The following is a 23,544-nucleotide window of genomic DNA, read 5'->3' on the forward strand; positions in this document are numbered from 1 at the left end:
AGTGAAGCACCGCGAGGCTGGGAACGGGACGCGAATCCCCTGCTACTTCAGCAGGCGCGAGCGCACCCGGTCGGCGAGCGGCTTGCCGCCGGTCTGGCACGTGGGGCAGTACTGGAACGTCGAATCGTGGAACTCGACCTGCCGGATGGTGTCGCCGCAGACGGGGCACGCCTCGCCCATGCGGCCGTGTACGCGCAGTCGCCGGCGCTTGGCATCCTTGAGCTCGGCCGCGGGCTTGCCGGATGCCTCGTCGAGCGCCTCGCGCAAGGTGTCGCGCATCGCCGCATACAGTCGCGAGACCTCCTCGGCGTCGAGCGCCGACGCGAGCTTGTAGGGCGACATCTTCGCCGCGTGCAGGATCTCGTCGGAGTAGGCGTTGCCGATGCCCGCGAGCACCGACTGGTCGCGCAGCAGGCCCTTGAGCTGCGTGCGCCGCCCGGCGAGGATGCCGGCGAAGTCGTGCTCGGTGAACGCGTCGGCCATGGGGTCGGGGCCGAGCCGCGCGATGCCCGGAACCTCGCCCGGGTCGCGGACGACGTAGACGGCCAGGGACTTCTTGGTGCCGGCTTCGGTGAGGTCGAAGCCCGCGCCGTCGTCGAGGCGCACGCGCAGCGCGATCGGCGACTTGCCCGGGCGCAGCACGGTCGTCGGCAGCTCGTCGTACCAGCGGAGCCAGCCCGCGCGCGCGAGGTGGAACACCAGGTGCAGCGGCGCCTCGGCGTCGGACGCCGGGGACGTGGTCCCGGCAGGCGCGCCGATCTCGAGGTCGAGGAACTTGCCGTGCCGCCGGACGGCGGTGATCGGCCCGCCTTCGATCGCGTGCAGCGGCGGGTCGAAGGTCTTCAGCGCCGCGATCGCCGCGACGCGCGCCGATGAGACGGCGCGGCCGACCGCGCGTTCGCCCAGGAACTCGGCGAGCGCCTCGACCTCGGGCATCTCGGGCACGTGCCCATGCTGCCATCCGCCGCCGACATCCGCACGGGTGCTGAGGTCAGCCGGCCGACGGGGACGCCGGCGCGGCGCCCGCGGCCTCGCCCTCGATCGCGCGAAGCGCCTCGACGACATCCGGCCGCAGCTGCAGGCCCTGCACGGCGTTGGCCGAGATCATGAGGCGATTCAGCCAGCGCCGGTCGAGCGTGCGCTCCTCGTCGACGTCGTACCTGATGACGACGGGCATCGACGGGTTCACGAGCACCTCGTCGTGGCGGCCGTCCGGCTCGGTCCAGCCGACGAGCACGGGCTCGTGCACGCGCAGCTTGGCGATGATGACGGCGTGCACGTGCGCGAGCACGTCATCGGGGAGGTCGATCCGCACGATGCGGCCGAGGTGGAGCGATCCCAAAGGTCGGGTCCTTCCGGGGCGGGGCGAGGTCAGGCCGCCGACCATCCCGGTCTCACCGGGATCCGCGCGGTCGAACTCGCACGGGGGCCGACGGCCTGTCGCGGGCTTCGGGGACCCGCGCTGACAGTTCTAGGCGCGCCGGAAACTTCTCGGGAGGGACTTGACAGGGAGGAACCGGACGTGCAGCGCCGCGCCGCCGACGCCGAGGGCTCAGTTCGCGCCGTGGGCGGCGTCGAGCAGCGAGGTCAGCTCGTCGCGCAGGCGCTCGAGACGCTCGATGGAGTAGCCGAGCCGCGCGACGACCTCGCCGGGCACGGCGAGCGCACGCTCGCGCAGCGCGATGCCGGCCTCGGTGAGCGCGATGTCGACCGCGCGCTCGTCGCTCGCACTGCGCGAGCGCGTCACGAGCCCGGCCGCCTCGAGCCGCCCGATCAGGGGGCTCACGGTCGGCGGCTCGAGGTAGAGGCGTTCGGCGACCTCCCGCAGTCGCTGCGGGCTGCGCTCCCAGAGCGCGAGCAGCACGAGGTACTGGGGATGCGTCAGGCCCAGGGGCTCGAGCGACGGCCGGTACAGCCGCACGACCTCGCGACTGGTCGCCGCGAGGGCGAAGCAGAGCTGCCGATCGAGCTCGAGCGGATCCGTCATGGAATCCAGAATAGCGAGTACACTCATTGTTCGTGCACGAAGAGAAATTGCCGAACCCCTGGAAGGGCGTGCCCGGCTTCTGGGCGCGCGTCAACCAGTTCATCTACCCGATCGCCGGTCCGGCACAGGTGGGCATCGGGCGGCCGGAGGCGCCGTACCGACCTCCGGCCGACCCGGTCTGCCCGCTCTGCAACGCGCCGATGGCCCAGCACCGCATCGACCGCGGCGACGCCACGACCCCGACGCACCTGCACTGCCCTGTCCCCCGCGCCTGAGGCGCTGCTACCCTGAGCGCGACTGGAGGCGCCCATGCTCCTCGCGCTGGAAGCCGGCACCGCCACGGTCAGTGAGATCGTGGTGCCGATCCTCGTCACCGTGCTCACCGTGGCGGGCGCCCTCGTCGCGCCGCGCCTGAACGCCTCAGCCGACGACCTCAAGCGCGCCGAGCAGCTCACCGGCGTGCTCGACGGGATGGCCGACTCCCCCGAACGCGAACTCGTCCGGCAGGTGCGCGACGACCAGGCGACCGCGTGGGCGCTGCGGGCGTCTGCGCCGCCCTTCCCGCGACTGCGCGCTGCCGGCCTGAGCGCGTACTACGCCGGCGTCGTCGCGCTGATCGCCGGGCCGGTGGTGCTCGTGCTCGCTCCCGGGTACCAGTGGTGGTTCTGGGCGTGGTACCTCGCCGGAACTGTGTTGCTGGTCGTCGGCGCCCTCCTCGCGCACCGGCGCTCGATGCGCCGTCGGGAGTGGATGAGCGCCGAGCGCCGTCGCCGCGGGCTGCGCCCTCCGGTCGACGCGCGGCTCTTCCGCGCGGTCGCGAACGAGCCGGAGCGGCGTCGGTACATCGAGACGTTCGACACCGACTGGCGCCGCGAGGCCGGCGACGCGGCAGCCGACGCCGGCGGATCGGCCGGGGACGGCACGTCCTGAGGCGCTGGGCGCCTGACGCATGCCGGACCGCACATATGTGATCGCATAGGGTTGGCGGATGCTCCGACGACTCGTCTCCCGCGTCTACTGGGCCTGCAGCAGGTGGACGCTCGCGGGCGAGCCCGCGCCGCAGCGCCCCTCCGTGCTGATCGGCGCCCCGCACACCTCGAACTGGGATTTCGTGCTCATGCTCGGCATCGCGTGGCACTACGGCATCGACATCCGCTGGCTCGGCAAGAGGGGCCTGTTCGCCGGATGGCGCGGCCCCATCATGCGCCGGCTCGGCGGCATCCCGGTCGACCGTTCCGACCCGAGCCGGGTGGTCGCCGAGGTCGTCGAGCACATGCGCGCCGGCGAGGTGTTCAGCCTCGTGGTGACGCCCGACGGCACGCGCGGCGCGAATGAGTACTGGAAGTCGGGTTTCTATCGGATCGCCCGCGAGACCGGCCTGCCCGTCACGCTCGGCTTCGTCGATCGCACCACGATGACGACGGGTCTCGGCCCGACCTTCGAGCTGACCGGCGACGTGCCGGCCGACATGAGCCGCATCCGCGCGTTCTACGCCGACAAGGCCGGCCTGCGGCCGCACCTGCGCACCGAGCCGCGCCTGAGGTCGGAGGTCGACGCCGAGGACGCCGCCGCCTAGTCGTCGAGCCGGAAGCCGACCTTCAGCGTCACCTGGAAGTGCGAGATGTCGCCGTCGGCGACCACGCCGCGCGTCGAGATCACCTCGAACCAGTCGACGTGGCGCAGCGTGGCCGTGGCCCTCGCGATCGCATTGCGGATCGCGGTGTCGGTGCCCTCGGGCGAACTCCCGACGATCTCGGTGACGCGGTAGACGTGATCGGTCATGGCCGGCTCCTCACCCCCGCGGCGTCGCGGGATGCCTCGACCCTAGCCGCGCACCGTGCCCCGCGACAGCCCTACTCCGTCGAGAAGTCGAGCTGCTCGTCGGCGACGGCGATGATCGACCACGTTCCGCCGTCGGCGTCGGTGAACTCGTACGCGGGCACCACCACGACGCTGCCGTCGGCCTGCCACTGGCTCGCGAGCCCCAGCCGAGCGTCGACGATCTCGACGTCGTTGACCGGCCACGAGAGCGACGCGCCCGCGGCGGGCGTGGCGGGCGGCTCGGTCGGCGGCACCCACTCCGTGGTCGCGTCGGCGGTCGCCTCGCGCATCGCGATCGGCAGGCCGGTCATCTGCGCGCTGAACCGCGGATCGGAGAGCCGCTCGAACGCTGCCTGCTCGCTCACGACGGGGTACTCGCCGAGCGACACGAGCGGGGCGAGCGCGCCGGAGGCGCTGACGATGCCGTCCTCGGAGAGCTCGACGTTCCACGCCTGGTCGACGCGCTGGCCGTCGACGATGGGCCAGGCCTGCGCCATCCGCGTGACCGCGCCCTCCCACGTCTCCGACGTGAACTCGAACGCCGCGACATCCCGACCGGCCGACGACACGAGCGACCGGGCGGCGTCGATCGCCGCCTGCTCGCTCGGCAGCGCGCCGGAGGGCTCGCACGCGTCGGCCCCGTCGGGGCAGATCCACGGGTTGATGCCCGGGTCGGAATAGGAGAACGTCAGGGTGCCGTCGAGCGAGACCCACAGCGACGGCGCGGTGCCGTCCTGCGACCCCACCACCCACGAGCCGTCGCGCAGCTCCGGCGTGCCGTCGACCCCGAGCGCCGCGGCGAGCGCGGCGACCGTGTCGGCGTTCGAGGCGGAGCGCGCGTCGAACGCGTACGCCGTGGCGGTGCCCGCCTCGGTGGACAGCCCGGAGGCGGTGAAGCTGTTGCGACCCGTCGACCACGGGTAGAGCATCGCGTCGGTCGTGCCCGGCGCGGCCATCTTCTGCTGGTCGGGCGAGGCCGCCTCGGCCCCGGTCGTCGCACCGGTCGCGCCCGCCCCGCCCGTACCGCCCTCGAGCGCGATCGGCGGTGCGGCGCCGTCGGCGAGGTCGCCCGAGCGGGGGGCCGCGGCGCCGACGCCGTAGCCGACGGCGCCGACGACCACCAGCGAGGCCGCGACGGCGGCGACCGGCAGCCAGCGCGGACGTCGCCGGGCGCGCTCGCCCGTCAGGTCGGCCACGGGCGCCTCGGTGTCGGCCGGCCGCGAGCGTCCCGCCGAGTCGCCGGCGGCGCGCGCGACGACCTCGTCGGCGAATCCGTCGCGGGGCTCGACCCCGGCGGCGGGATCGGCCGCCCGAAGTCGCTGCATCGGGTCCCGCTGGTCGTCCTCGGTCATCTCGCTCACCCTTCCGTGATGGCGTCTCACTCAGGGTTATGTGCCGGGCCGGGCCGACCTTGCACGGCGCCCGTGATCAGAACGAGAGCCGCTCGCCCCAGGCCTCGCGCAGTCGCGCGCGAGCACGCGAGAGCGCGGCATCCGCCCCCGACCGCGAGATGCCGAGCACCTGCGCGAGCTCCTCGCCGTCGAGGCCCTCCCAGGCGTGCAGCAGCAGGATGCGGCGGTCCCGCTCGCCGACGCTCTGGAGCGCGCCGCGCAGCTCGGCGTCGAAGAGCGCGCTGAGCTCGGGATCGTCGCCGACCCGCGTCGCGTCGGTCTCGGGCACCTCGGCCACCGGGAGGTCGACGAGCTTGCGCCGATGATTGGCGAGCGTGAACCCCGCCGTGCGGTAGAGCCACGGCAGCACGGCCGCGCGCGGGATGTCGTCGCGGCGACGCCATGCGGTCGCGAACACGTCGGCGGCGAGGTCCTCGGCATCCTGTCGCGGCCCGCGCCGCGCGAAGTACTTCACGATCGCGGTCGAGTGCTCGTGGACGACGACGGTGAACCACGCGAGATCCTCGCCCGTCGCGGGCGGCGCGGCCGCATCGTCGGGCATCGCCACCTCCTCGGTGAACTCGGCGTCTGCGGCGGTGCTGGCGATCCTCACACCCCGCTTGTGTCGCGACTGGGCCGAGTCTTGCACGCGAGATGCGGACTTCCCGGGATTCCGGACCGCGCCCGGATGACAGGATGGTCGGCATGCGGGTCCTGCACGTGGCGGAGGCCGACCTCTGGATGCGCGCGCTGGAAGCGGGCGGCTACCGGGGCTCGACGCGCGGCCTCGACCTGGCGCAGGTGGGATTCGTGCACGCCTCGACGGCTCGGCAGCTGCCGGCCGTCGTCGCCGGGCTGTATGCGGACGCCTCGCTCGAGGACCAGGTGGTCCTGGTCATCGACGTCCCGACGTGCGAGTCGAGCGGCTCCCCCGTGCGTTGGGAGGTGCCGGAGGACTCCGCCCAGCCCTTTCCCCACATCTACGGCCCCGTCCCCGTCTCGGCGGTCGTCGCGGTCCTGCGGATGCGTCGTGGCGCCGACGGGCGCGTCACCATGCCCGTGCTCGACGGGCTGGATGTCCTCGAGGCCCCTCCCGCGCGCTGAACGGCACGCGGCCGCGCGCCGCTCGCCCGCCGTCGGCACCCGGCCGCACCCGCAGCGACGAGGGTGATCACGGATCGGTCGCGTTCCCGCGCCGCGGCGGCGCCAGCCCCTACGATCGCGCTGTGGACCCGAACACCGCACGGCGCGTGCTGCGCCTCGATCCCGTCGCGCCCCTGACCGCCGAGGCGGTGGAAGCGGCCTTCGCGCGCGAGTCGTGGGAACGGCATCCGTCGCGCTACCCCGATGCCCCCGGGGCCCAGGCCGCGACGGCGTGGGCCGCCACGCTCGCCCAGGCGCGCGCGGCGCTGCTCGTATCGACCGCGCCCGCGTCGGTCGGCGCATGGGCGCTGCCGTCGACACCGGCCGGCGGCGCATCGGTCGGCGCGTGGGCGCCGCCGTCCGCGCCGGCCGTGGTCGCTCCGTCGGAGCCGCCGATGCCGGGTTCCATTCCGCCTGGGGCCGGTCCGGACCCCGGCCCGCGAGCAGCGGCGGCCCGCGCCCCGCGCCGTCGCGCCGGGCTCATCACCGGCATCGTCGCGGCGGGCGCGGGCGTCCTCGCGCTCATCGGCGGGGCGGCGTTCGGCGCGACGAAGCTCGCGGAGCAGGTGATCGGCGACGCGTCGCAGGTCGCCGACGAGCCCTGGTTCACCGGCGAGACGGTGCACTACTCGGCCGACGAGACGCTGTTCACCTTCCCCGCGGCGCTCGAGGAGTACTACGACGGGCGGTACACGGCACGGTGCCCCGCCGACCTCGACTACGGCTGCTGGGAGTGGGGCGTCATCGCCGAGGCCGCGTGCGCGTCGCTCGAGGTCGACGTCGAGTACGCCGCGGAGGAGACCGCGTGGACCGGTGACGACCGGGAGACGCTCTCCTTCAGCGACGTCGCGGCCGGCGGCGTCACGCCGCTGGTGTTCGGGCACAACGAGTACGAGTGGGCGTGGGTCGCCGACGTGCGGTGCCTCGACGCCCTGCCGACCGCGCCATCCGGGCCCTCGACGACCGGGAGCGCAGTGAGCACGCCGTTGGCCCGCGGCGAGGCCGGCCACTGGAACTCCGCCGACACCGGGTTCTCGTTCCCCGCCGCGCTCGAGTTCTACGACGACGGACGGCTCGACGCGTGGTGCGCGGACGGCTTCGAGCGCGGATGCTGGCAGGCGGCGATCATCCCCGAGGACCGGTGCGGGAACCTCAGGATCGAGTACACGTTGCGCGCGGCGGACGGCTCGGAGGTCACCGACGAGACCTGGCGGCTGACGGTCGACGGCGAACCCGTCGAGGTCGTGTTCGGCAACGACGCGTACGACTCGGCCTGGATCAGCCGCGTCGACTGCATGACCTGACCCCCGCCGAGCGTCGCGCGAGATGACGCGGATCGACGTCCACCATCGCCGGTGGGACGGTTCGCGTCATCTCGGCGAGCGGGCCGGCCGGGCCGGACCGGACCGGGCCGGCAGCGTCAGACGTTGAAGCGGAACTCCACCACGTCGCCGTCCTGCATGACGTAGTCCTTGCCCTCCATGCGCGCCTTGCCCTTGGCGCGGGCCTCGGCGACCGAACCGGCCGCGACGAGGTCGTCGAATGAGATGACCTCGGCCTTGATGAAGCCCTTCTCGAAGTCGGTATGGATGACGCCCGCGGCCTGCGGCGCCTTCCAGCCCTTGCGGATGGTCCAGGCGCGCGACTCCTTGGGGCCCGCGGTGAGGTAGGTCTGCAGGCCGAGCGTGTCGAAGCCGACGCGCGCGAGCTGGTCGAGGCCCGACTCCTCCTGGCCCGTCGACGCGAGCAGCTCGGCGGCGTCCTCGGGGTCGAGGTCGATGAGCTCCGACTCGATCTTCGCGTCGAGGAAGACCGCCTCGGCCGGTGCGACGAGGGCGGCGAGCTCGGCCTTGCGCGCGGCATCCGTCAGCACCGCCTCGTCGACGTTGAAGACGTAGATGAAGGGCTTCGCGGTGAGCAGGCCGAGCTCGGCGATGGGCGACACGTCGACCTTCGACGCCGAGAGCGGCGTGCCGCGCTGCAGCACGTCCTGCGCCTCCTTCGCGGCGGCCAGCACCGACGGGTCGAGCTTCTTGCCCTTGACCTCCTTCTCGTAGCGCGTGATGGCGCGCTCGAGGGTCTCGAGGTCGGCGAGGATCAGCTCGGCGTTGATCGTCTCCATGTCGTTCTTGGGGTCGACGACGCCCTCGACGTGCACGACGTCGGAGTCCTCGAAGCCGCGCACGACCTGGGCGATCGCGTCGGCCTCGCGGATGTTCGCGAGGAACTTGTTGCCGAGCCCCTCGCCCTCCGAGGCGCCCTTGACGATGCCCGCGATGTCGACGAACGACACGGCCGCGGGGAGGATGCGCTCCGAGCCGAAGATCTTCGCGAGCGTCTCGAGCCGGGGGTCGGGCAAGTTCACTACGCCCACGTTGGGCTCGATGGTCGCGAACGGGTAGTTCGCCGCGAGCACCGTGTTCTTGGTGAGGGCGTTGAAGAGGGTCGACTTGCCGACGTTGGGGAGGCCGACGATTCCGATGGTGAGTGCCACGGGCGTCCATCGTACCGGGCGCAGGCCGAGCGGCGGCCGAGGGCGGCGGCCGGGCGACGGCCGAAGGGCGACCGGGCGGCGGATGTCGGCGCGCTCGCCTAGGTTCGTCCCGTGACCCCTCCCGCCCTCAACGTGCTCGAGCGCGGCTCGGGCACTCCCCTGCTCGCCCTGCACGGGTTCCCCGTCGATCATCGGCTGATGAGCGGATGCCTCGAGCCGGTCTTCGACGCCGACGAGCCGATCCGTCGCATCTACCCCGACCTGCCCGGGCTCGGCGCCTCGCCGGGCGACGGCGTCTCGAGCACGCGCGACGTGCTCGATCGCGTCGACGCGTTCGTCGACGAGTCGATCGGCGACGAGCCGTTCCTGCTGGTGGGCGAGTCGTACGGCGGGTACCTCTCGCGGGCGCTCGTGCAGCGGCGACGCGAGCAGGTGCTCGGGCTCGCGCTCGTCTGCCCGTCGGTCGTCGCCGACGCGGCGGGTCGCCGCCTGCCGGCGCGCGTCGTGCGTCGTCCCGATCCCGACCTGGTCGCGGGGCTGGAGCCGGCCGAGGCGGCCGAGTACACGGATGTCGCGGTCGTCGAATCTCCCGAGACCCTCGACCGGTTCCGCGCCGAGGTCGCGCCCGGCCTCGCCTCGGGCGATCCCGACGCGATCGCGCGCATCCGCGCCGCGTACGGGCTCGACGAGCCGATCGAGCAGGGCGCGCCGTACACCGCCCCGACGCTCGTGCTGGCGGGCCGCCAGGACTGGATCGTCGGCTATCTCGACCAGTGGGATCTCGTCGAGCGCTACCCCGCGGCGACCTTCGCCGTGCTCGACGTCGCCGGGCACAACCTGCAGTTCGAGCGGCCCGAGCTATTCCGGGCGCTCGTCCGCGACTGGCTCGACCGGGTCGCGAGCGAGCCTCGCAGGTGACGCGCCGTCGCTCGTCGCCCGGTCGCGGCCCCGGCGGGCGGAGGGAGGACGCAGCGTCAGGTACACGCCCACGATCACGACCGCACCGCCGATGAGGGCCGGGAGCTCGATCGTCGCACCGAACGCGAGCGCGATCAGCACCGTGAACACGGGCAGGAGGTTCAGGAAGATGCCCGCGCGCGACGGCCCGACGCGGGCGGCGCCGATGTTCCAGAGCGCATAGCCGGCCATCGACGGGAAGAGCACGATGTACGCCAGGCCGAGTGCTCCGGCGGGCGAGGACGGCAGTGACAGGCCGGCGATCGCCACGACCGGCAGCATCGTGACGACCGCGAACACGGCCTGCACCGACGTCGCGGTGATCGGCGGTGTGACGAGCCGGCGCGCGATGAGCGAGTAGACCGTCCACGCGAGCACCGATCCGATCACGAGCAGGTCGCCCGCGCCGAAGCCCTGCGCGACGAGCAGGCCGAGGTCGCCGCCCGTGAGCACGACGGTGACACCCGCGAAGGCGATGACGAGCCCGGCGACCTGCACGCGCGTCAGCCGCTCGCGCAGGAAGATCGCGGCCCCGAGCGCGATTGTTGCGGGGTTCACCGCGCTGAGCACCGCCGCGTTGACGGCCCCGGTGAGCCCGAGCCCGGCGTAGAGCAGCAGGGTGTATCCCGTGAGGCCGAGCAGCGATTGCAGCAGGTGCAGCTTCCATTCGCGGAGCGCGACGCGCCAGTCGGGGCGCTCGACGACCCAGGCGAGGGCCAGGAGCGGCAGCGCCGCGAACGCCCATCGCAGAAACGTCAGCGAGATCGGGGAGATCTCGCGCGTCACCATCTCGCCGAACACGTAGTTGCCGGCCCAGAACAGGTTGGCGAGCGCGAGGAACAGGTACACCCGGCCGCGCGTCATCGATCCAGCGTACGTCCCGCGCGAGCGGCATCCGTGCGGTCCCTGATGCGGCGGGGGCCGCGCAGGCGTAGCGTCCGCAGCGACGGCCCGCACCGGGCCCGCTGGTCGACCCTGGAGGGGAACGGATGCTGCAGGCAGGACGCGTGGTCGTGGAGATCGCGCCGCCAGCGACGGTCGCACCGGCCGAGGCGCCGCGGCCCTCGACCATGCCCGCGCCCGTCGCGGCGCAGGTCATCGCGGATGTCGTCGCCCTCGCCGTCGCCGACGGGTTCGGGTTCCCGCGCCTGCACGTGGGGGTGCAGGCGGCGGATGCCGCGCGCCTGGCGATGTTCCTGGCGATGCCGGACGGCACTGCCGCCGTGCTCCCCTTCCTGGCGGTCGACGGCGGCGCGAGCCTCGACCTCGTCCTGCCCGCCCCGGGCGCCCGCATCATCGTGCTCGAGTTCGCCACGGCCGCCGACGCGGCCGCGTTCGCCGAGGCGTTCGCGGCGTCGGGCGTGCCCGGGCCCGGCTTCGGTGCCGGCGAGGAGGGCGTCGAGGCTGTTCCGCCGCCCGCCGGCCCCGCACCCGCGCCCGCCCCGGCCCCGGCTCCCGCGCCCGCTCCGGCTCCCGCGCCCGCCGAGCGGACGCCGTCCGTCGCCGCCCAGGTGCAGGCCGAGATGAAGCCGATCGTGTCCGCCGGCTCGGCCACCACCCTCCTCGTCCGGCTCAGCCGTGGCGCGATCGAGGCCACGCCGGGCATGGTCGAGGACCGCGCCGACATCCCGGTCCTCGCCGACCGCCCGGTGACGGTCACGGTCGTGCCGCGCGGCCTCCGGTTCCCGCTCGGCGCCCTGCGAACGCGATCGCTGCGGCTGCCGGCGACGGGCACGGCCGAGGCGCGCTTCAAGCTCATCGCGGTCGACCGGGGACCGGCGGAGGTCTCCGTCATCGTCCGCCAGGATTCCGAGCTGCCGCTCGCGACGCTCCGCCTCACCGTCGAGGTCGTGGGCTCGCACGACCACGACCAGTCGGGCGTGGCTCGGGTCGCGACCGCGATCGGCACGCCCGACGCCGTGGTCGCCGCGCTGCCCACCATCCGCGTCGACGAGGAGCTCGTCGGCGGCCGCTCGACGCTGCACGCAGCGGTCTCGGCGGGCGGCGAGACGTACCGCTTCCGGGTGCGGTTGGGCGACAAGGCGAGCTTCGTGCGCAACGTCGACGCCTCGATCGCCGGCCTGCGCGCCGAGCTCGCCGAGCTGCCCGCGGGCCAACGCGCCGAGCTGTCGGACCGGCGCCTGCGACGCCTCGGCGCGGCCCTCGCCGACCAGCTGCTCGATCGACGCGCGCGCGAACTGCTCTGGACGCATCGCGACGAACTCGACGGCCTCGTCGTGCAGACCACCGGCGAGGTCGACCTGCCGTGGGAGCTGCTCCTGGTGCACGCGCCGGGCACGGACGCCTCGCCGACCGACCGCTTCCTCGCGGAGTACGGGGCCACGAGGTGGGTGTACGACACCGCGCACCCGACGTCGATCCGAGTGCGGCGCACCCGCGCACGCTACCTCTGCCCGGCCTACGCCTCCCCCGCCCTCGCCCTCACGCGCACCGCCGACGAGGGCGAGGGCGTGCACCGCCGCTTCGGCGCGATCGCGGTCGAACCCGACGCCGCCGACGGGCTCGCCTCGCTCATGTCGAGCGGGTTCGACCTGCTGCACTTCGCCGGCCACGGGCGCTGGACCTCGGGCGCCGAACGCCGCCAGGAGCTGCTGCTCGGCGGGTACCGAGACGACGACGCGACCCCGACCGGCCGGTACACCGACGCCGACGCGCGCCGCGACCTGCCGCGCCGGCCCGCCGCCGAGACCACCCCGCTCGTCGTGCTCAACGCGTGCGACGTCGGCCGGCTGCCGTCGGGCGATCCCGGGCTGGGCGGGTTCGCCGAGGCGTTCCTGCGCGGCGGCGCGGGCGCGTTCGTCGGCTGCGGCTGGTCGGTGGGCGACGAGCCCGCGAGCCGCTTCATGGACGCGTTCTACGAGGAGCTCGCCGACGGATCCACGATCTCGCGCGCGGCGCGCGCCGGCCGTGCGGCGGCCGCGGCCGCGGGTGACGCGTCGGCGCTCGCCTACGCGGTCTACGCCCACCCGGATGCGCGCATCCGGGTGGAGTGAGGGCGATCCATCCGCGACGGAGCAGAAAGGGACGGGCCCATGACCACCACCGAGACGAGGGCCGCATCGACGATCGGCGCCGCGCGGCTCGCCGCGCTCCGCGCGCACGTCATCGACCTGCAGGACGGCCGCCTCGCGGCACGCGGCGCGAAGGCTCCGAAGTCGGTCGGCGAGTACCGGTCCACCGAGGCCGACATCCGGGCGATCTTCCGCACGCACCTGCCCGCCTTCCTCGAGGACCACCGGCCGGGTCCGGTCCCCGTCGTGATCTGGGCCCACGGCGGTCTCGTCGACAAGGACGCCGGCTTCGCGATCGCCGACCAGCAGGTGGACTGGTGGAAGCGCAACGGCGTCTACCCCATCCACTTCGTCTGGGAGACCGGCATCTGGTCGGCCGTGCACGACTCGCTCGCACGCTGGGCGACCGGCGGCCGGCGCGGCTGGCTCGACGACGCGCGCGACAACTTCATCGAGGTCGCCGCGCGACTGCTCGGCGGCGGCGGCGTCTGGAACGACATGAAGGTCGACGCGGCCGCGGCATCCGCACCCGGGGGCGGCGCGCGCGTGCTCGCCGAGGAGCTGGCCCGCTTCGTCCGCGAGCATCCCACCGACGTCTCCCTGCACGCGGTCGGCCACAGCGCCGGCTCGATCTTCCACTCGCACTTCCTGCCCGTCGCGCTCGAGGCCGGGGTGCCGCGCTTCGAGACCGCCACGTTCCTCGCTCCCGCGGTGCGCATCGACACCTTCAGCGAGAAGCTCCTGCCCCGGGCCAAGGCGGGTGCGATCGAGCGGCTCGCGGTGTTCGCCATGGACGACGCGACCGAACAGGACGACACGTGCGTGGGCCTGTACGGCAAGTCCCTGCTCTACCTCGTGTCGCGCTCGTTCGAGTCCGACAAGGACACGCCCCTGCTCGGCCTCGAGAAGGACATCGCCCGCAGTCGCGCCGTCGCCGCCTTCCTCAGCCGCCCGCCCGCGGAGGCGGCGGAGCTCGTGCTCGCGCCGCGCGACCGCGGACCGCGGACGGGAAGCGCGAGCCGCTCGCACGGCGGGTTCGACAACGACGTCGCGACCATGGACAGCGTGCTGCGCCGCGTGTCGGGACGCAGCGACATCGACTCGTTCGCGACGGTCGCGGGCTCGCGCGAGATCGTCGTCCCCGAGACCGTCGTCGACGATCCGGCGGCGGCGAGCCGGGCGGGCGTCTCGAACCGCCGGGCGCTCTGCATCGGCATCGACGACTACCCGACCGAGCGCGATCGGCTGCGCGGATGCGTCGCCGACGCGAAGATGTGGCGCGAGGCGTTCGCGGCGCGCGGGTTCGACGTGACGATGCTCGTGAACGGCGAGGCCACGCGCGACGCGATCCTGACCGGCATCCTCGACCTCGTGAGCGAGGCCGCACCCGGCGACGTGCTCGCGATCCAGTACTCCGGGCACGGCACGACCGCGCCCGACCTCGACGGCGACGAGACGGCCGGCGAGGAGTCGGAGGACGAGGCGCTCTGCCCGGTCGACTTCCGCGACGGCGCGCTCGTCATCGACGACGACCTCGCGCGCATCTGGGAGGTCATCCCGAGCGGCGTCAGCGTCACGCTCTTCTTCGACTGCTGCCACTCGGGCGAGGCGAACCGGGCGCCCCTGGCCGAGGAGCCGCCCGAGGACGCGCTGCCGCGCTGGGTCGCCCTCGACGAGGATGCCGTCGCGGCGTACCGCCGTCGCCGGGGCGCGGCGGCGACGCCCGAGCGCGCCGAGGCGCTCTCGGCGGTGCGGGCGGTTGAACGGCCGGCGAGGCGCGAGCGGCGCTCGCCCCGCACCGGTCGCGAATTCCTCTTCAGCGCCTGCCGCTCGACCGAGGTCGCGTGGGAGTCGGGCGGCCACGGCGACTTCACGCGCATCGCCGCGCCGCTCCTGGCCGCGCCGTCCTCGACCGGCCTGCGCAACCGAGACTTCCACCGCGCCGTGCTCGACGCGTTCGGCGACCGGAGGCGGCAGACGCCCGAGATGCACGGCAGCGACGTGCTGGCCGGGCGCGTGCTGCTGGGGCCGGCGCGGCGCAGCAAGGAGGCCGAACCCTCGACCGGCTCGGTGGCCGTGCCCGCCGGGACCGGCGCAGCCACGGCGGGGGCGGCGGGAGCGGGGGCGGACGCCACGGGGCCCGCTGGACTGCGGCCGACCGGTATCGGCGTCCCCGCGGACCGGCGCGCGACCGCCGTCGCGGCACTCCTGCGGGCCGTCGCCGACCTGCTCGAGACCTGAGCGCCGACGCGTTCAGCCGCGCAGGCGCGTCCGGAAGCAGCGGGTGACGTAAGGCACGGCGAGCTCGTCGGCGCCCGCGACATCCGGATGGGTCGTCAGCAGGGTCTCGAGCGCGGCGATCACCGACCGCTGCTCGGCCGGGGCGGCCGTGAGGTAGTGGCTGCGTGAGCGGACGAGGTCGAGGAACCTCGCGCGCGACATCCGCTCGACCCACTCGACGCGGTGCTCCTCGATCGGGCCGAACGGCGGGCCGACCCGCACGTACGATTCGAAGCTCGCCGATGCATCGTGGCGTTCGTGCATGATCGCGCCCGCCTGGCGGAGCCAGTCGACGGTGGTGTCGCGGCTGTTCCAGACGAGGCCCAGCACGCCGCCGGGCCGGAGCACCCTCGCGATCTCGGGCACCGCGCGCTCGGGGATGAACCAGTGCCACGCCTGCCCGGCCACGACCGCGTCGACCGAGGCGTCCTCGATGGGGATGTCCTCGGCGGTGCCGAGAATGCGCGGCACGCCGGGCACGCGCACCTCGAGCTCCTCGAGCATCTCCTCGACCGGGTCGACCGCGAGCACGTCGAGGTCGAGCTCGAGGAGCGCCTCGGTGAGCCGGCCCGTGCCCGCGCCGAGGTCGAGCACGCGGCGCGCGTCGCCGACGAGCCACGCGACCGCATCGACCGGGTAGCCGGGCCGGGCGGCGCCGTAGACGGATGCCGCGGCGCCGAACGAGCGCGCGGAGCGGACGGTCTCAGCGTCGGCCGGATCCTTCACGAGGGCGTCGCGGTCGTACTCGCGCTGGTCCACCGTGCCATTCCAGCCCGCGACGCGGCATCCGTCAACCGCCGACGCCCGGTTCGGCTCGCCGATCGCCGACGCGCGGGGCGACGCGCCCGGCCGTGTCGGCGTCGCATGCGACGATCCCCTCGTGCCAGTGAGCTTCACCGCGATCGACTTCGAGACCGCCAACTCCTCCCCCGCGTCGGCCTGCTCGGTGGGGCTCGTGAAGGTGGTCGACGGCCGCGTGGTCGAACGCGAGCACCGCTACATCCGCCCGCCGTTCCCGCACGACGACTTCGCGTACTGGAACGTGCGGATCCACGGCATCACGCGGGAGATGGTCGAGGGCGCCGGCGGGTGGGAGGTGCACCTGCCGTTCCTGCGCGAGTTCGCGGGCGAGGACTGGCTCGTCGCGCACAACGCGGGCTTCGACATGGGCGTGATCGCGAAGACGAGCGAGGTGCACGGCCTCGCGGTGCCCGACTTCCGCTACCTCTGCAGCCTGCAGGTCGCGCGCCGCACCTACCACCTCGACTCGTACCGGCTCCCGTCGGCCGCGATGGCCGCGGGCTTCGAGGACTTCTCGCACCACGACGCGCTCGCCGATGCCGAGGCGTGCGCCGCGATCATCGTCCACGCCGCGAAGCGGCACGACGCCGACGACCTCGAGCGGCTCGCGCACGTCACGCGCGTACGCGTCGGCGCGATCGGGTCGGCCGCGTCGGCGGCGCGCGAAGCGGACCACGGCCCGATGGCGCTGCAGTAGTCGGTGGCCGCGCCACCTCGTAGCCCAGTGCGCCATTCCGGGTGGCGCACGAGCGGCCGAAGCGGCGCACACGCGCGGCGCCTCAGCACCGATGTCGGATGCCGCTGACACACTGTCGGCATGGAACTCCTCCTGCTCGTCATCGGCCTCCTCGTCGGCGCCGCGCTCGGCGCCCTCGCCGCGCACCTGCTCGCGTCGAGGCGGCAGGCGGCCGACGCCGCGCAGCATGAGGATCCCGCGCTCGTCGAGGCGCGGCACCAGGCGATGCTCGCCGAGGTGCGCGCGGGCGAGGAGGCCGCGAAGGCGCTGCTCCGCGAGGAGCTCGCGGCCACGCACGCGCGTGCCGAGGGACTCCGCGAGCAGATCGAGGTCGCCCAGCAGCAGTACCGCGAGCTCGTCGAGCGCCAGCGCGCCGAGATCGCCGCACGCGAGGCACGCGATGCCGCCGAGAGCCGCGTGCTGCAGGCGCTCGCGCCCGTGAAGCAGTCCCTGAGCGAGATGCAGCACAAGGTCACCGAGCTCGAGTCGCAGCGCACCCGCCAGCACGGCGAACTCGCGCAGCAGCTGCGCACCGCGACCGAGTCCGAGGAGCGGTTGCGTGCGACCGCCGAGGCGCTCGCGTCGGCACTGCGCTCGAACAGCACGCGCGGGGTCTGGGGCGAGACCCAGCTGCGCAGCGTCGTCGAGGCCGCGGGCCTCATCGAGCGCGTCGACTTCGACGTGCAGTCGAGCATCTCGAGCGACGCCGGCGCGGGCCGGCCCGACATGATCGTGCACCTGCCCGGCGGCAAGTCGATCGCGGTCGACGCCAAGGTGCCGTTCAACGCGTACCTCGAGGCCAGCCAGATCCCGGCCACCGCGACCGGCGCCGACGGGGCCAAGCGCGCCGACTTCATGAAGCAGCATGTCCAGGCGGTCCGCGCGCACATCACCGCGCTGGGCTCGAAGGCCTACTGGAACGGCCTCGACGCCTCGCCCGAGCTCGTCATCGCCTTCATCCCGAGCGAGTCGCTCGTGTCGTCCGCGCTCGAGGCCGACCCCGGCATCATGGAGTTCGCGTTCGGCAAGCGCGTCGCGCTCGCCTCGCCCGTGACGCTCTGGTCGGTGCTGAAGACGGTCGCCTACTCGTGGCAGCAGGACGTGCTGACCAACGAGGCCAAGACCCTCTTCGACCTCAGCCGCGAGCTCTACTCGCGCCTGGCGACCACGGCCGGGCACATCGAGAAGCTGGGCCGCACGATCGAGCGCAGCGTCAAGGACTACAACGCCTTCGTCGGTTCGCTCGAACGGCAGGTCCTCCCGACCGCGCGCAAGCTCGGCGCGCTCGACGAGTCGAAGGTGCTCGCGCCGCTGCAGGGCATCGAGGAGGCGCCGCGCGAACTCACGGCGTACGAGCTCGTTTCACACGAGCAGGCCGACCTCGACCCCGAGCTGCGCGCCTCCGTCACCGCGGGCGCCGAATCCGACGTCGACTGATCGTCACCTCCCCGTGGTGCTCGGCACCACGGGGCACGGCTCGTCGACTCCGCGCCGCGCGCAGTCCGCGCCGCACGCAGCGCGTCGGCGTCAGCTGCGCTCGGGATCGACCCTCGATCGAGTGCTCCTCATCGGCCGGCGCGTCAGGGTCAGTTGCGCTCGGGATCGACCCGCTCGACGGCATCGGCGCTCGAGTGCTCCTCGTCGGCGGGCGCCTCGAAGCCCGCGGCCGCGCCCGCACCGGTCACCTGCGTCGGGTCGGGTACACCGTCGTCCAGCGGGTGCGCGAGCTCGTCCTGCCCGAGGCGTGCGGCCGCGAGCGTGACGATCGCGAGCAGCGGCGGCACGAAGCCGGCGATGAGGAACGCCGGTGCAAGACCGAGCCACTCGCCCATGGGCCCCGCGATCGCCATCGACAGGGGCATGAGCGCGAGCGAGACGAAGAAGTCGAGGCTCGAGACGCGTCCGAGCATGGCCGGCGGAACCCGGCGTTGCAGCAGGGTGCCCCAGACGACCGAGGCCGCATGGAAGAGGAAGCCCACCACGAACGTCGCGACGACCATGACCCACAGCCACGACGTGACGCCGATCAGGGCGAGCGGGATGCACCCGAACCCCCACGCCAGGATCATGAGGGTGAGGTAGCGACGCGGGAGCCGGAGCGACGCGACCAGCAGCGAGCCGATGGCGCCGCCGGCGCCGAACGAGGCGAGCACGAGCGCGAACTCGCCGGCGCCGCCACCGGCCTGGTCGCGCACCGCGAACGGGATCAGCACCTCGATCGGCCCGATGACCGCGAGCACCAGCAGGATCGAGAACGCGAGCGTCGCGAACAGCCAGCGCGTGCGCAGCAGGTACGTGAACCCGTCGCGCAGGTCGGCGAACATCTGCCGCACCGGGTGCGCCTCGCTCGCCTCGAGGTCGCGACGCACGGCGGTGGTGCGCATGAGCCCGAGCCCGACGATCGCGACGACCTGCAGTGCGGCGACGACGAGGAAGGCCAGCCACGGGGCCTGCACCGCGATGAGGACGCTCGCGAGCGCCGGCCCGGCGGCGTTCTGCGCGACCGGCCGCAGCATGCCCTCGACGCCGTTCGCCGCGAGCAGCTGGTCGGACGGCAGCAGGGCCGGCAGCCACGCCGAATAGGCCGGGTAGAAGAACCCGTCGGCGACGCCGAGCACGAACGAGAGCAACGCGAGGTGCCAGACCTCGATCACGCCGGTCACGGCGAGCACGCCCGCGACCGTGAACACGATCGACCGGACGACCTCGATCGTGAGGAGGATGCGGCGCTGCGGCACCCGGTCGGCGACCACGCCGCCCACGAGTACCGCGACGACGAGTCCGAGGCTCGCGCCGATCGCGACCATCGACAGGTCGATCGGCGAGCCGCCGAGCTCGATGACCTGCCACGCCGCCGCGACGACCCATGCGCCCGCCGACAGCAGCGACGCCGACAGTGCGACGACGAGCAGGCGGTACTGCCCGTCGGCGAACGGCCGGAGCGCGCGCGGCATCCGGTTCTCGGAAGTCATCCGCCCAGTCTGGTGGACCCGCCCGACATCGGTCGAGCGATTCCGCTCAGGGCCGCGTCAGCGGTCGCTCTCGTCGAGCCATTTCTCGACGAGGTGGTCGGCGATGATGCGGCGGATGGTGCCCGACTTCCCGCGGAGCACGATCGACTCGGTGCGGATGATCGGACCCTTCTTGCGCACGCCGTCGACGAGCTCGCCGTCGGTCACGCCGGTGGCGACGAAGAAGGTGTTGTCGCTGCGCACGAGGTCGTCGAGCTCGTACACCTTGTCGCAGTCGAGCCCGGCGGCCTCGCCGCGAGCGCGCTCCTCGTCGTCCTTCGGGGCGAGCCGCCCCTGCATGAAGCCGCCGAGCGCCTTGATCGCGCACGCGGTCGTGATGCCCTCGGGGCTGCCGCCGATGCCCACGCACATGTCGATGCGCGACTCGTACCGCGCGGCGTTGATGCCGCCGGCGACGTCGCCGTCGGAGATCAGGCGGGTTCCGGCGCCCGCCGCGCGGATGTCGGCGATCAGCTGCTCGTGCCGCGGACGGTTCAGCACCGCGACGCGCAGCTCGCCGACGTCCTTGCCCTTGGCCGCGGCGAGCGAGCGCAGGTTCTCGCCGATCGGCTTGCGGATGTCGACGACGCCGATGCCCGCGGCATCCGTCACGATCTTGTCCATGTAGAACACGCTCGACGCATCGAGCATGGTGCCGCGGTCGGCGACCGCGATGACCGAGAGCGCGTTCTGACGGCCGGCGGCGGTGAGCGAGGTGCCGTCGATCGGGTCGACGGCGATGTCGCACGCGGGTCCACGCCCGTTGCCGACCTTCTCGCCGTTGAAGAGCATGGGCGCCTCGTCCTTCTCGCCCTCGCCGATCACGACCACGCCGTCGAAGTTCACGGTGCCGAGGAACGCGCGCATCGCGTCGACCGCGGCGCCGTCGGCGGCGAGCTTGTCGCCGCGACCGATCCAGGGGTACGAGCGGATGGCGGCGGCCTCCGTGGCACGCACCAGCTCGAGCGCGATGTTGCGGTCGGGGTGCAGGTAGAGGCTTGCGGTATCGGTGCTCACCATCGAGGTGTCCTCCATGCGTCGTGGGATGGCGCCCGCGCGTCGTGTGCGCTCGTCGGCGTCGATTCGAGCCTACTGACGGCGCCGTCCGAGGTGGGCCGCATGACCGCGTGGGGGCGTGAAAGTTCGGCGATTCTTAACGTGACGAGCGACGACGGAGCCGCATCATCGGAACGCATCGACCGACCCGAGGCGCCATGAGGCGCCCGGCTCGAGCCGCCGGCCCGGCCCGAGGTCGCAGGGCGTGACCGCGGTCAGGAACACCGCCGCCGCGGGCCCGCACAGCTCGACGAGCCCCGCCACGCGTCCGGCCGGGATGCCCGCCGCCGCGAGCCGGTGCGCCTCGCGCTCGGACTGCGGCGCGAGCCGTGCCCGCATCCATCCGCCGAGCGCCCGCACGGCTGCCGCGGTGAGCACGCCCTCGGGCGCCCCGCCGATGCCGACGACGAGGTCGAGGTCGCCGTCGGCGCGGGCCGCGCGCAGGCACCGCTCGACGTCGCCGTGCGCGAACAGCTCGACCGAGGCGCCGGTCGCGGCGGCCGCGCGCGCGAGCGCGGCGTTGCGCGGTCGGTCCTGCACGGCGACGCGCACCTCGGTCACCGGCACGCCGCGAGCCGCGGCGATGCGCGCGACCGTCTCGCGGATCGGCGCGTCGAGCTCGAGCCCGGGCACCCGGCTGACGAGCTTGGCCATGTAGTGCGCCGGGCCGATCTCGAGGAACGCGCCGCGCGGCGCGACCGCCATGATCGCCATCGCCCCGGGCCGTCCAGCCGCGGCCAGGCTCGTGCCGTCGACGGGGTCCACGGCGAGGTCGATCGCCGGGCCGAGCCCGGTGCCGAAGCGCTCGCCGAGGTGGAGCATGGGCGCGTCGTCCTTCTCGCCCTCCCCGACGACCACGCGCCCGTCGGCCGGCGCGTCGGCGAGCGCGGCGCGCATCGCCGCCACGGCGGCGCCGTCCACGGCATCGCGGTCGCCGCTGCCCACGAGCGGGGTGGCGGCGAGCGCCGCGAGCCGCGTCGCCTCCGCGAGGCGGTCGGCGAGCCGGTGGGCGTCGGGCTGCGGGGCGGGCACGACTCCATCGTGCCGCATCGTCCCGCGGCATCCGCTCGCGCGCCCGGCACCTGAGGCTCGCTCGACACGTCGCTAGACTCGTGGCGTCCCCGACTTTCCGAAGGAGCAAGGCATGCCCATCGCAACCCCCGAGCAGTACGCGCAGATGCTCGACACCGCCAAGGCCCAGGGCTTCGCGTTCCCGGCGTTCAACGTCTCGAGCTCGCAGACCCTGAACGCGGTGCTGCAGGGCCTGGCCGAGGCGGGCTCCGACGGCATCATCCAGGTCACGACGGGCGGGGCCGACTACTTCGCCGGTCACACCGTGAAGGCGCGTGCGGCGGGTGCGCTCGCGTTCGCGAAGTTCGCGCACGAGGTCGCGAAGGCCTACCCCGTCACCGTGGCGCTGCACACCGACCACTGCCCCAAGGAGGCGCTCGACGGGTTCGTGTACCCGCTCATCGCCGCGTCCGAGGAGGAGGTCAAGGCCGGCCGCAACCCGATCTTCCAGTCGCACATGTGGGACGGCTCGGCCGTGCCGCTCGACGAGAACCTCGAGATCGCCAAGGCGATCCTGCCCAAGCTCAAGAACATCAACGCCATCCTCGAGGTCGAGATCGGCGTCGTCGGCGGCGAGGAGGACGGCGTCAAGCACGAGGGCTCGAACGAGGCGCTGTACACGACCCTGAACGACGCGATCGCGGCGGTCGAGGCGCTCGGCCTCGGCGAGAACGGGCGCTACATGGCCGCCCTCACGTTCGGCAACGTGCACGGCGTCTACGCGCCCGGCAACGTCAAGCTCCGTCCCTCGCTGCTCAAGGAGATCCAGGACGGCCTCGCCGCCAAGTACGGCACCGGCGAGAAGCCGCTCGACCTCGTCTTCCACGGCGGCTCCGGGTCGACCGACGCCGAGATCGCCGAGGCGGTCGCGAACGGCGTCGTCAAGATGAACATCGACACCGACACGCAGTACGCGTTCACGCGCTCGATCGCCGGCTACATGTTCCAGAACTACGACGGCGTGCTGAAGGTCGACGGCTCGGTCGGCAACAAGAAGCAGTACGACCCTCGTGCGTGGGGCAAGGTCGCCGAGACCGCCATGGCCGCGCGCGTCGGCGAGTCCACCCGTCAGCTCGGCTCGGCCGGCAAGTCGATCTCGGCGTAGGGCGCCGGATGACGCAGGACGAGGCCGCTCGCGACGAGACCGCGCACGCGCGCGGCACCGACGGCGCGCCGCCCGCGCGGCCGCACGACGAGCGGCCCCGTCCGCAGTACGGCGAGTACGCGCCCGAGGGCTGGACCTGGCCGCCGCCCGGCGAGCAGCGCCCGGATGCCTCGGGCGCGTCCTCGCACGGCGCGCCGCCGCCGCCCGCGGCCCCGGCGCCGGCGGCCCCGGCTCCCCCGCTCGCCGGCGCCACCGCTGGGCAACCCCGCACCGTCGACCGCTTCATCACGATCCTCCTGCTCGCGCTCGGCGCGGTCGGCGCGTGGAACACGTCGGTGAGCCTGCAGCAGTTGCCCGGCGCCATCCAGACCGTCTACTCGCAGCAGGGCGTCGGCACCTACACGCCGCAGGAGTGGCTCCCCACCCTCGCGCTCGTGGGCACCGTGTTCATGCTCGCGCTCTACGCGGCCGTGCTCGGCTGGTCGATCGTGCGGATGCGGGCGGGCCGGGCGGCGTTCTGGGTGCCGCTTCTCGGCGGGGCCGTCGCCATGCTCGCGACGATCGTGCTGACCTCGATCGTGTTCTTCACCGACCCCACGTTCCAGTCGTACCTCGACGGGATGGCAGGGGCCTGACCCGCGCGCGGCCGCGCGCCCCGC

Annotated in this window: 24 protein-coding genes; 12 read left to right on the forward strand and 12 right to left on the reverse strand. The window is 73.6% G+C overall.

The window, feature by feature from the left end; translation table 11 throughout:
* Positions 1-42 precede the first annotated feature (42 nt).
* The 3 genes from JOD46_RS14165 to JOD46_RS14175 form a co-directional block, all read right to left on the reverse strand.
* Positions 43-945 carry an Fpg/Nei family DNA glycosylase gene (locus tag JOD46_RS14165; protein WP_204395159.1) on the reverse strand — a complete coding sequence of 301 codons (903 nt, stop codon included), beginning with the start codon at positions 943-945 and terminating at the stop codon, positions 43-45.
* A gap of 46 nt (positions 946-991) precedes the next feature.
* Entirely contained in the window at positions 992-1,342 is a 351-nt protein-coding gene (locus JOD46_RS14170) for a DUF7882 family protein (protein ID WP_204395160.1), read from the reverse strand.
* A 210-nt stretch (positions 1,343-1,552) separates the two neighbouring features.
* Positions 1,553-1,987 (reverse strand): MarR family winged helix-turn-helix transcriptional regulator, encoded by a 435-nt coding sequence (locus JOD46_RS14175; protein ID WP_239562774.1) that lies wholly within the window; start codon positions 1,985-1,987, stop codon positions 1,553-1,555.
* A 32-nt stretch (positions 1,988-2,019) separates the two neighbouring features.
* On the opposite strand from JOD46_RS14175, the gene JOD46_RS14180 reads away from it, so the two are divergent.
* From JOD46_RS14180 to JOD46_RS14190, 3 genes are read left to right on the forward strand one after another with little or no spacing between them, the layout of a single operon-like run.
* Positions 2,020-2,262 (forward strand): hypothetical protein, encoded by a 243-nt coding sequence (locus JOD46_RS14180; RefSeq protein WP_307835050.1) that lies wholly within the window; start codon positions 2,020-2,022, stop codon positions 2,260-2,262.
* A 34-nt stretch (positions 2,263-2,296) separates the two neighbouring features.
* A complete protein-coding gene (locus JOD46_RS14185; protein ID WP_204395163.1) occupies positions 2,297-2,917 on the forward strand; it encodes a hypothetical protein in 621 nt (206 codons plus the stop codon).
* Between the two features lie 58 nt (positions 2,918-2,975).
* Positions 2,976-3,563 (forward strand): 1-acyl-sn-glycerol-3-phosphate acyltransferase, encoded by a 588-nt coding sequence (locus JOD46_RS14190; RefSeq protein WP_204395164.1) that lies wholly within the window; start codon positions 2,976-2,978, stop codon positions 3,561-3,563.
* Here the strand turns inward: JOD46_RS14190 and JOD46_RS14195 are convergent.
* From JOD46_RS14195 to JOD46_RS14205, 3 genes are all read right to left on the reverse strand, one after another.
* Entirely contained in the window at positions 3,560-3,769 is a 210-nt protein-coding gene (locus JOD46_RS14195) for a dodecin (RefSeq protein WP_204395165.1), read from the reverse strand. The two genes, JOD46_RS14190 and JOD46_RS14195, sit on opposite strands and share 4 nt — an antisense overlap.
* 71 nt (positions 3,770-3,840) lie before the next feature.
* Positions 3,841-5,160, reverse strand: coding sequence for a hypothetical protein (locus tag JOD46_RS14200; protein ID WP_204395166.1), 1,320 nt, complete (start codon positions 5,158-5,160; stop codon positions 3,841-3,843).
* A 76-nt stretch (positions 5,161-5,236) separates the two neighbouring features.
* Positions 5,237-5,812 carry an RNA polymerase sigma factor gene (locus JOD46_RS14205; RefSeq protein ID WP_307835051.1) on the reverse strand — a complete coding sequence of 192 codons (576 nt, stop codon included), beginning with the start codon at positions 5,810-5,812 and terminating at the stop codon, positions 5,237-5,239.
* Between the two features lie 92 nt (positions 5,813-5,904).
* Between JOD46_RS14205 and JOD46_RS14210 the strand changes: the two genes are divergently transcribed.
* Together JOD46_RS14210 and JOD46_RS14215 are read left to right on the forward strand one after the other, a co-directional pair.
* Positions 5,905-6,303, forward strand: a complete 399-nt coding sequence (locus JOD46_RS14210; RefSeq protein ID WP_204395167.1) for a DUF952 domain-containing protein — start codon at positions 5,905-5,907, stop codon at positions 6,301-6,303.
* Positions 6,304-6,425: 122 nt separating this feature from the next.
* On the forward strand, positions 6,426-7,646 hold the full coding sequence (locus tag JOD46_RS14215; protein WP_204395168.1) for a hypothetical protein: 1,221 nt from the start codon (positions 6,426-6,428) through the stop codon (positions 7,644-7,646).
* Positions 7,647-7,762: 116 nt separating this feature from the next.
* On the opposite strand, the gene ychF is transcribed toward JOD46_RS14215, so the two are convergent.
* The gene (gene ychF, locus JOD46_RS14220; RefSeq protein WP_204395169.1) at positions 7,763-8,836 is read right to left on the reverse strand and encodes a redox-regulated ATPase YchF; all 1,074 of its coding nucleotides are present in this window, start codon (positions 8,834-8,836) and stop codon (positions 7,763-7,765) included.
* Positions 8,837-8,947: 111 nt separating this feature from the next.
* Between ychF and JOD46_RS14225 the strand changes: the two genes are divergently transcribed.
* Complete coding sequence (locus JOD46_RS14225; protein ID WP_204395170.1) at positions 8,948-9,754, forward strand: alpha/beta fold hydrolase; 807 nt, start codon at positions 8,948-8,950, stop codon at positions 9,752-9,754.
* On the opposite strand, the gene JOD46_RS14230 is transcribed toward JOD46_RS14225, so the two are convergent.
* Positions 9,695-10,657, reverse strand: a complete 963-nt coding sequence (locus tag JOD46_RS14230; protein ID WP_204395171.1) for a DMT family transporter — start codon at positions 10,655-10,657, stop codon at positions 9,695-9,697. The two genes, JOD46_RS14225 and JOD46_RS14230, sit on opposite strands and share 60 nt — an antisense overlap.
* A gap of 125 nt (positions 10,658-10,782) precedes the next feature.
* Between JOD46_RS14230 and JOD46_RS14235 the strand changes: the two genes are divergently transcribed.
* Together JOD46_RS14235 and JOD46_RS14240 are read left to right on the forward strand one after the other, a co-directional pair.
* Entirely contained in the window at positions 10,783-12,807 is a 2,025-nt protein-coding gene (locus tag JOD46_RS14235) for a DUF7363 domain-containing protein (protein WP_204395172.1), read from the forward strand.
* Positions 12,808-12,846: 39 nt separating this feature from the next.
* Positions 12,847-15,066, forward strand: a complete 2,220-nt coding sequence (locus JOD46_RS14240; protein ID WP_204395173.1) for a caspase family protein — start codon at positions 12,847-12,849, stop codon at positions 15,064-15,066.
* Positions 15,067-15,078: 12 nt separating this feature from the next.
* Here the strand turns inward: JOD46_RS14240 and JOD46_RS14245 are convergent, their stop codons facing one another.
* A complete protein-coding gene (locus JOD46_RS14245) occupies positions 15,079-15,864 on the reverse strand; it encodes a class I SAM-dependent methyltransferase (RefSeq protein ID WP_307835052.1) in 786 nt (261 codons plus the stop codon).
* Positions 15,865-15,985: 121 nt separating this feature from the next.
* On the opposite strand from JOD46_RS14245, the gene JOD46_RS14250 reads away from it, so the two are divergent.
* Positions 15,986-16,603 carry an exonuclease domain-containing protein gene (locus tag JOD46_RS14250; RefSeq protein WP_204395174.1) on the forward strand — a complete coding sequence of 206 codons (618 nt, stop codon included), beginning with the start codon at positions 15,986-15,988 and terminating at the stop codon, positions 16,601-16,603.
* 120 nt (positions 16,604-16,723) lie between these two features.
* Positions 16,724-18,079: a DNA recombination protein RmuC gene (locus JOD46_RS14255; protein WP_204395175.1), complete on the forward strand. Its 1,356-nt coding sequence runs from the start codon at positions 16,724-16,726 to the stop codon at positions 18,077-18,079.
* 149 nt (positions 18,080-18,228) lie between these two features.
* Here the strand turns inward: JOD46_RS14255 and JOD46_RS14260 are convergent, their stop codons facing one another.
* The 3 genes from JOD46_RS14260 to JOD46_RS14270 all read right to left on the reverse strand — a co-directional run bounded on the left by JOD46_RS14260 (position 18,229) and on the right by JOD46_RS14270 (position 21,741).
* On the reverse strand, positions 18,229-19,614 hold the full coding sequence (locus JOD46_RS14260; RefSeq protein ID WP_239562778.1) for an MFS transporter: 1,386 nt from the start codon (positions 19,612-19,614) through the stop codon (positions 18,229-18,231).
* A gap of 57 nt (positions 19,615-19,671) precedes the next feature.
* Complete coding sequence (gene glpX / locus JOD46_RS14265; RefSeq protein WP_204395176.1) at positions 19,672-20,673, reverse strand: class II fructose-bisphosphatase; 1,002 nt, start codon at positions 20,671-20,673, stop codon at positions 19,672-19,674.
* Positions 20,674-20,835: 162 nt separating this feature from the next.
* Complete coding sequence (locus JOD46_RS14270) at positions 20,836-21,741, reverse strand: fructose-bisphosphatase class II (protein WP_204395177.1); 906 nt, start codon at positions 21,739-21,741, stop codon at positions 20,836-20,838.
* A 112-nt stretch (positions 21,742-21,853) separates the two neighbouring features.
* On the opposite strand from JOD46_RS14270, the gene fbaA reads away from it, so the two are divergent.
* Together fbaA and JOD46_RS14280 are read left to right on the forward strand one after the other, a co-directional pair.
* The gene (gene fbaA / locus JOD46_RS14275; RefSeq protein WP_204395178.1) at positions 21,854-22,885 is read left to right on the forward strand and encodes a class II fructose-bisphosphate aldolase; all 1,032 of its coding nucleotides are present in this window, start codon (positions 21,854-21,856) and stop codon (positions 22,883-22,885) included.
* A gap of 8 nt (positions 22,886-22,893) precedes the next feature.
* The gene (locus tag JOD46_RS14280; protein ID WP_204395179.1) at positions 22,894-23,520 is read left to right on the forward strand and encodes a DUF6264 family protein; all 627 of its coding nucleotides are present in this window, start codon (positions 22,894-22,896) and stop codon (positions 23,518-23,520) included.
* Positions 23,521-23,544 lie beyond the last annotated feature (24 nt).

Source organism: Agromyces aurantiacus, from assembly GCF_016907355.1.
Classification (GTDB): Bacteria; Actinomycetota; Actinomycetes; order Actinomycetales; family Microbacteriaceae; genus Agromyces; species Agromyces aurantiacus.

What these genes read in the sequence shown, in the direction of transcription:
- JOD46_RS14175 (WP_239562774.1), bottom strand. Translation starts at nt 1,987, where the DNA reads ATGACGGATCCGCTCGAGCTCGATCGGCAGCTCTGCTTCGCCCTCGCG.
- JOD46_RS14185 (WP_204395163.1), top strand. Translation starts at nt 2,297, where the DNA reads ATGCTCCTCGCGCTGGAAGCCGGCACCGCCACGGTCAGTGAGATCGTG.
- JOD46_RS14190 (WP_204395164.1), top strand. Translation starts at nt 2,976, where the DNA reads ATGCTCCGACGACTCGTCTCCCGCGTCTACTGGGCCTGCAGCAGGTGG.
- JOD46_RS14195 (WP_204395165.1), bottom strand. Translation starts at nt 3,769, where the DNA reads ATGACCGATCACGTCTACCGCGTCACCGAGATCGTCGGGAGTTCGCCC.
- JOD46_RS14200 (WP_204395166.1), bottom strand. Translation starts at nt 5,160, where the DNA reads ATGACCGAGGACGACCAGCGGGACCCGATGCAGCGACTTCGGGCGGCC.
- JOD46_RS14210 (WP_204395167.1), top strand. Translation starts at nt 5,905, where the DNA reads ATGCGGGTCCTGCACGTGGCGGAGGCCGACCTCTGGATGCGCGCGCTG.
- JOD46_RS14230 (WP_204395171.1), bottom strand. Translation starts at nt 10,657, where the DNA reads ATGACGCGCGGCCGGGTGTACCTGTTCCTCGCGCTCGCCAACCTGTTC.
- JOD46_RS14235 (WP_204395172.1), top strand. Translation starts at nt 10,783, where the DNA reads ATGCTGCAGGCAGGACGCGTGGTCGTGGAGATCGCGCCGCCAGCGACG.
- JOD46_RS14240 (WP_204395173.1), top strand. Translation starts at nt 12,847, where the DNA reads ATGACCACCACCGAGACGAGGGCCGCATCGACGATCGGCGCCGCGCGG.
- JOD46_RS14255 (WP_204395175.1), top strand. Translation starts at nt 16,724, where the DNA reads ATGGAACTCCTCCTGCTCGTCATCGGCCTCCTCGTCGGCGCCGCGCTC.
- JOD46_RS14260 (WP_239562778.1), bottom strand. Translation starts at nt 19,614, where the DNA reads ATGACTTCCGAGAACCGGATGCCGCGCGCGCTCCGGCCGTTCGCCGAC.
- glpX (WP_204395176.1), bottom strand. Translation starts at nt 20,673, where the DNA reads ATGGTGAGCACCGATACCGCAAGCCTCTACCTGCACCCCGACCGCAAC.
- fbaA (WP_204395178.1), top strand. Translation starts at nt 21,854, where the DNA reads ATGCCCATCGCAACCCCCGAGCAGTACGCGCAGATGCTCGACACCGCC.
- JOD46_RS14280 (WP_204395179.1), top strand. Translation starts at nt 22,894, where the DNA reads ATGACGCAGGACGAGGCCGCTCGCGACGAGACCGCGCACGCGCGCGGC.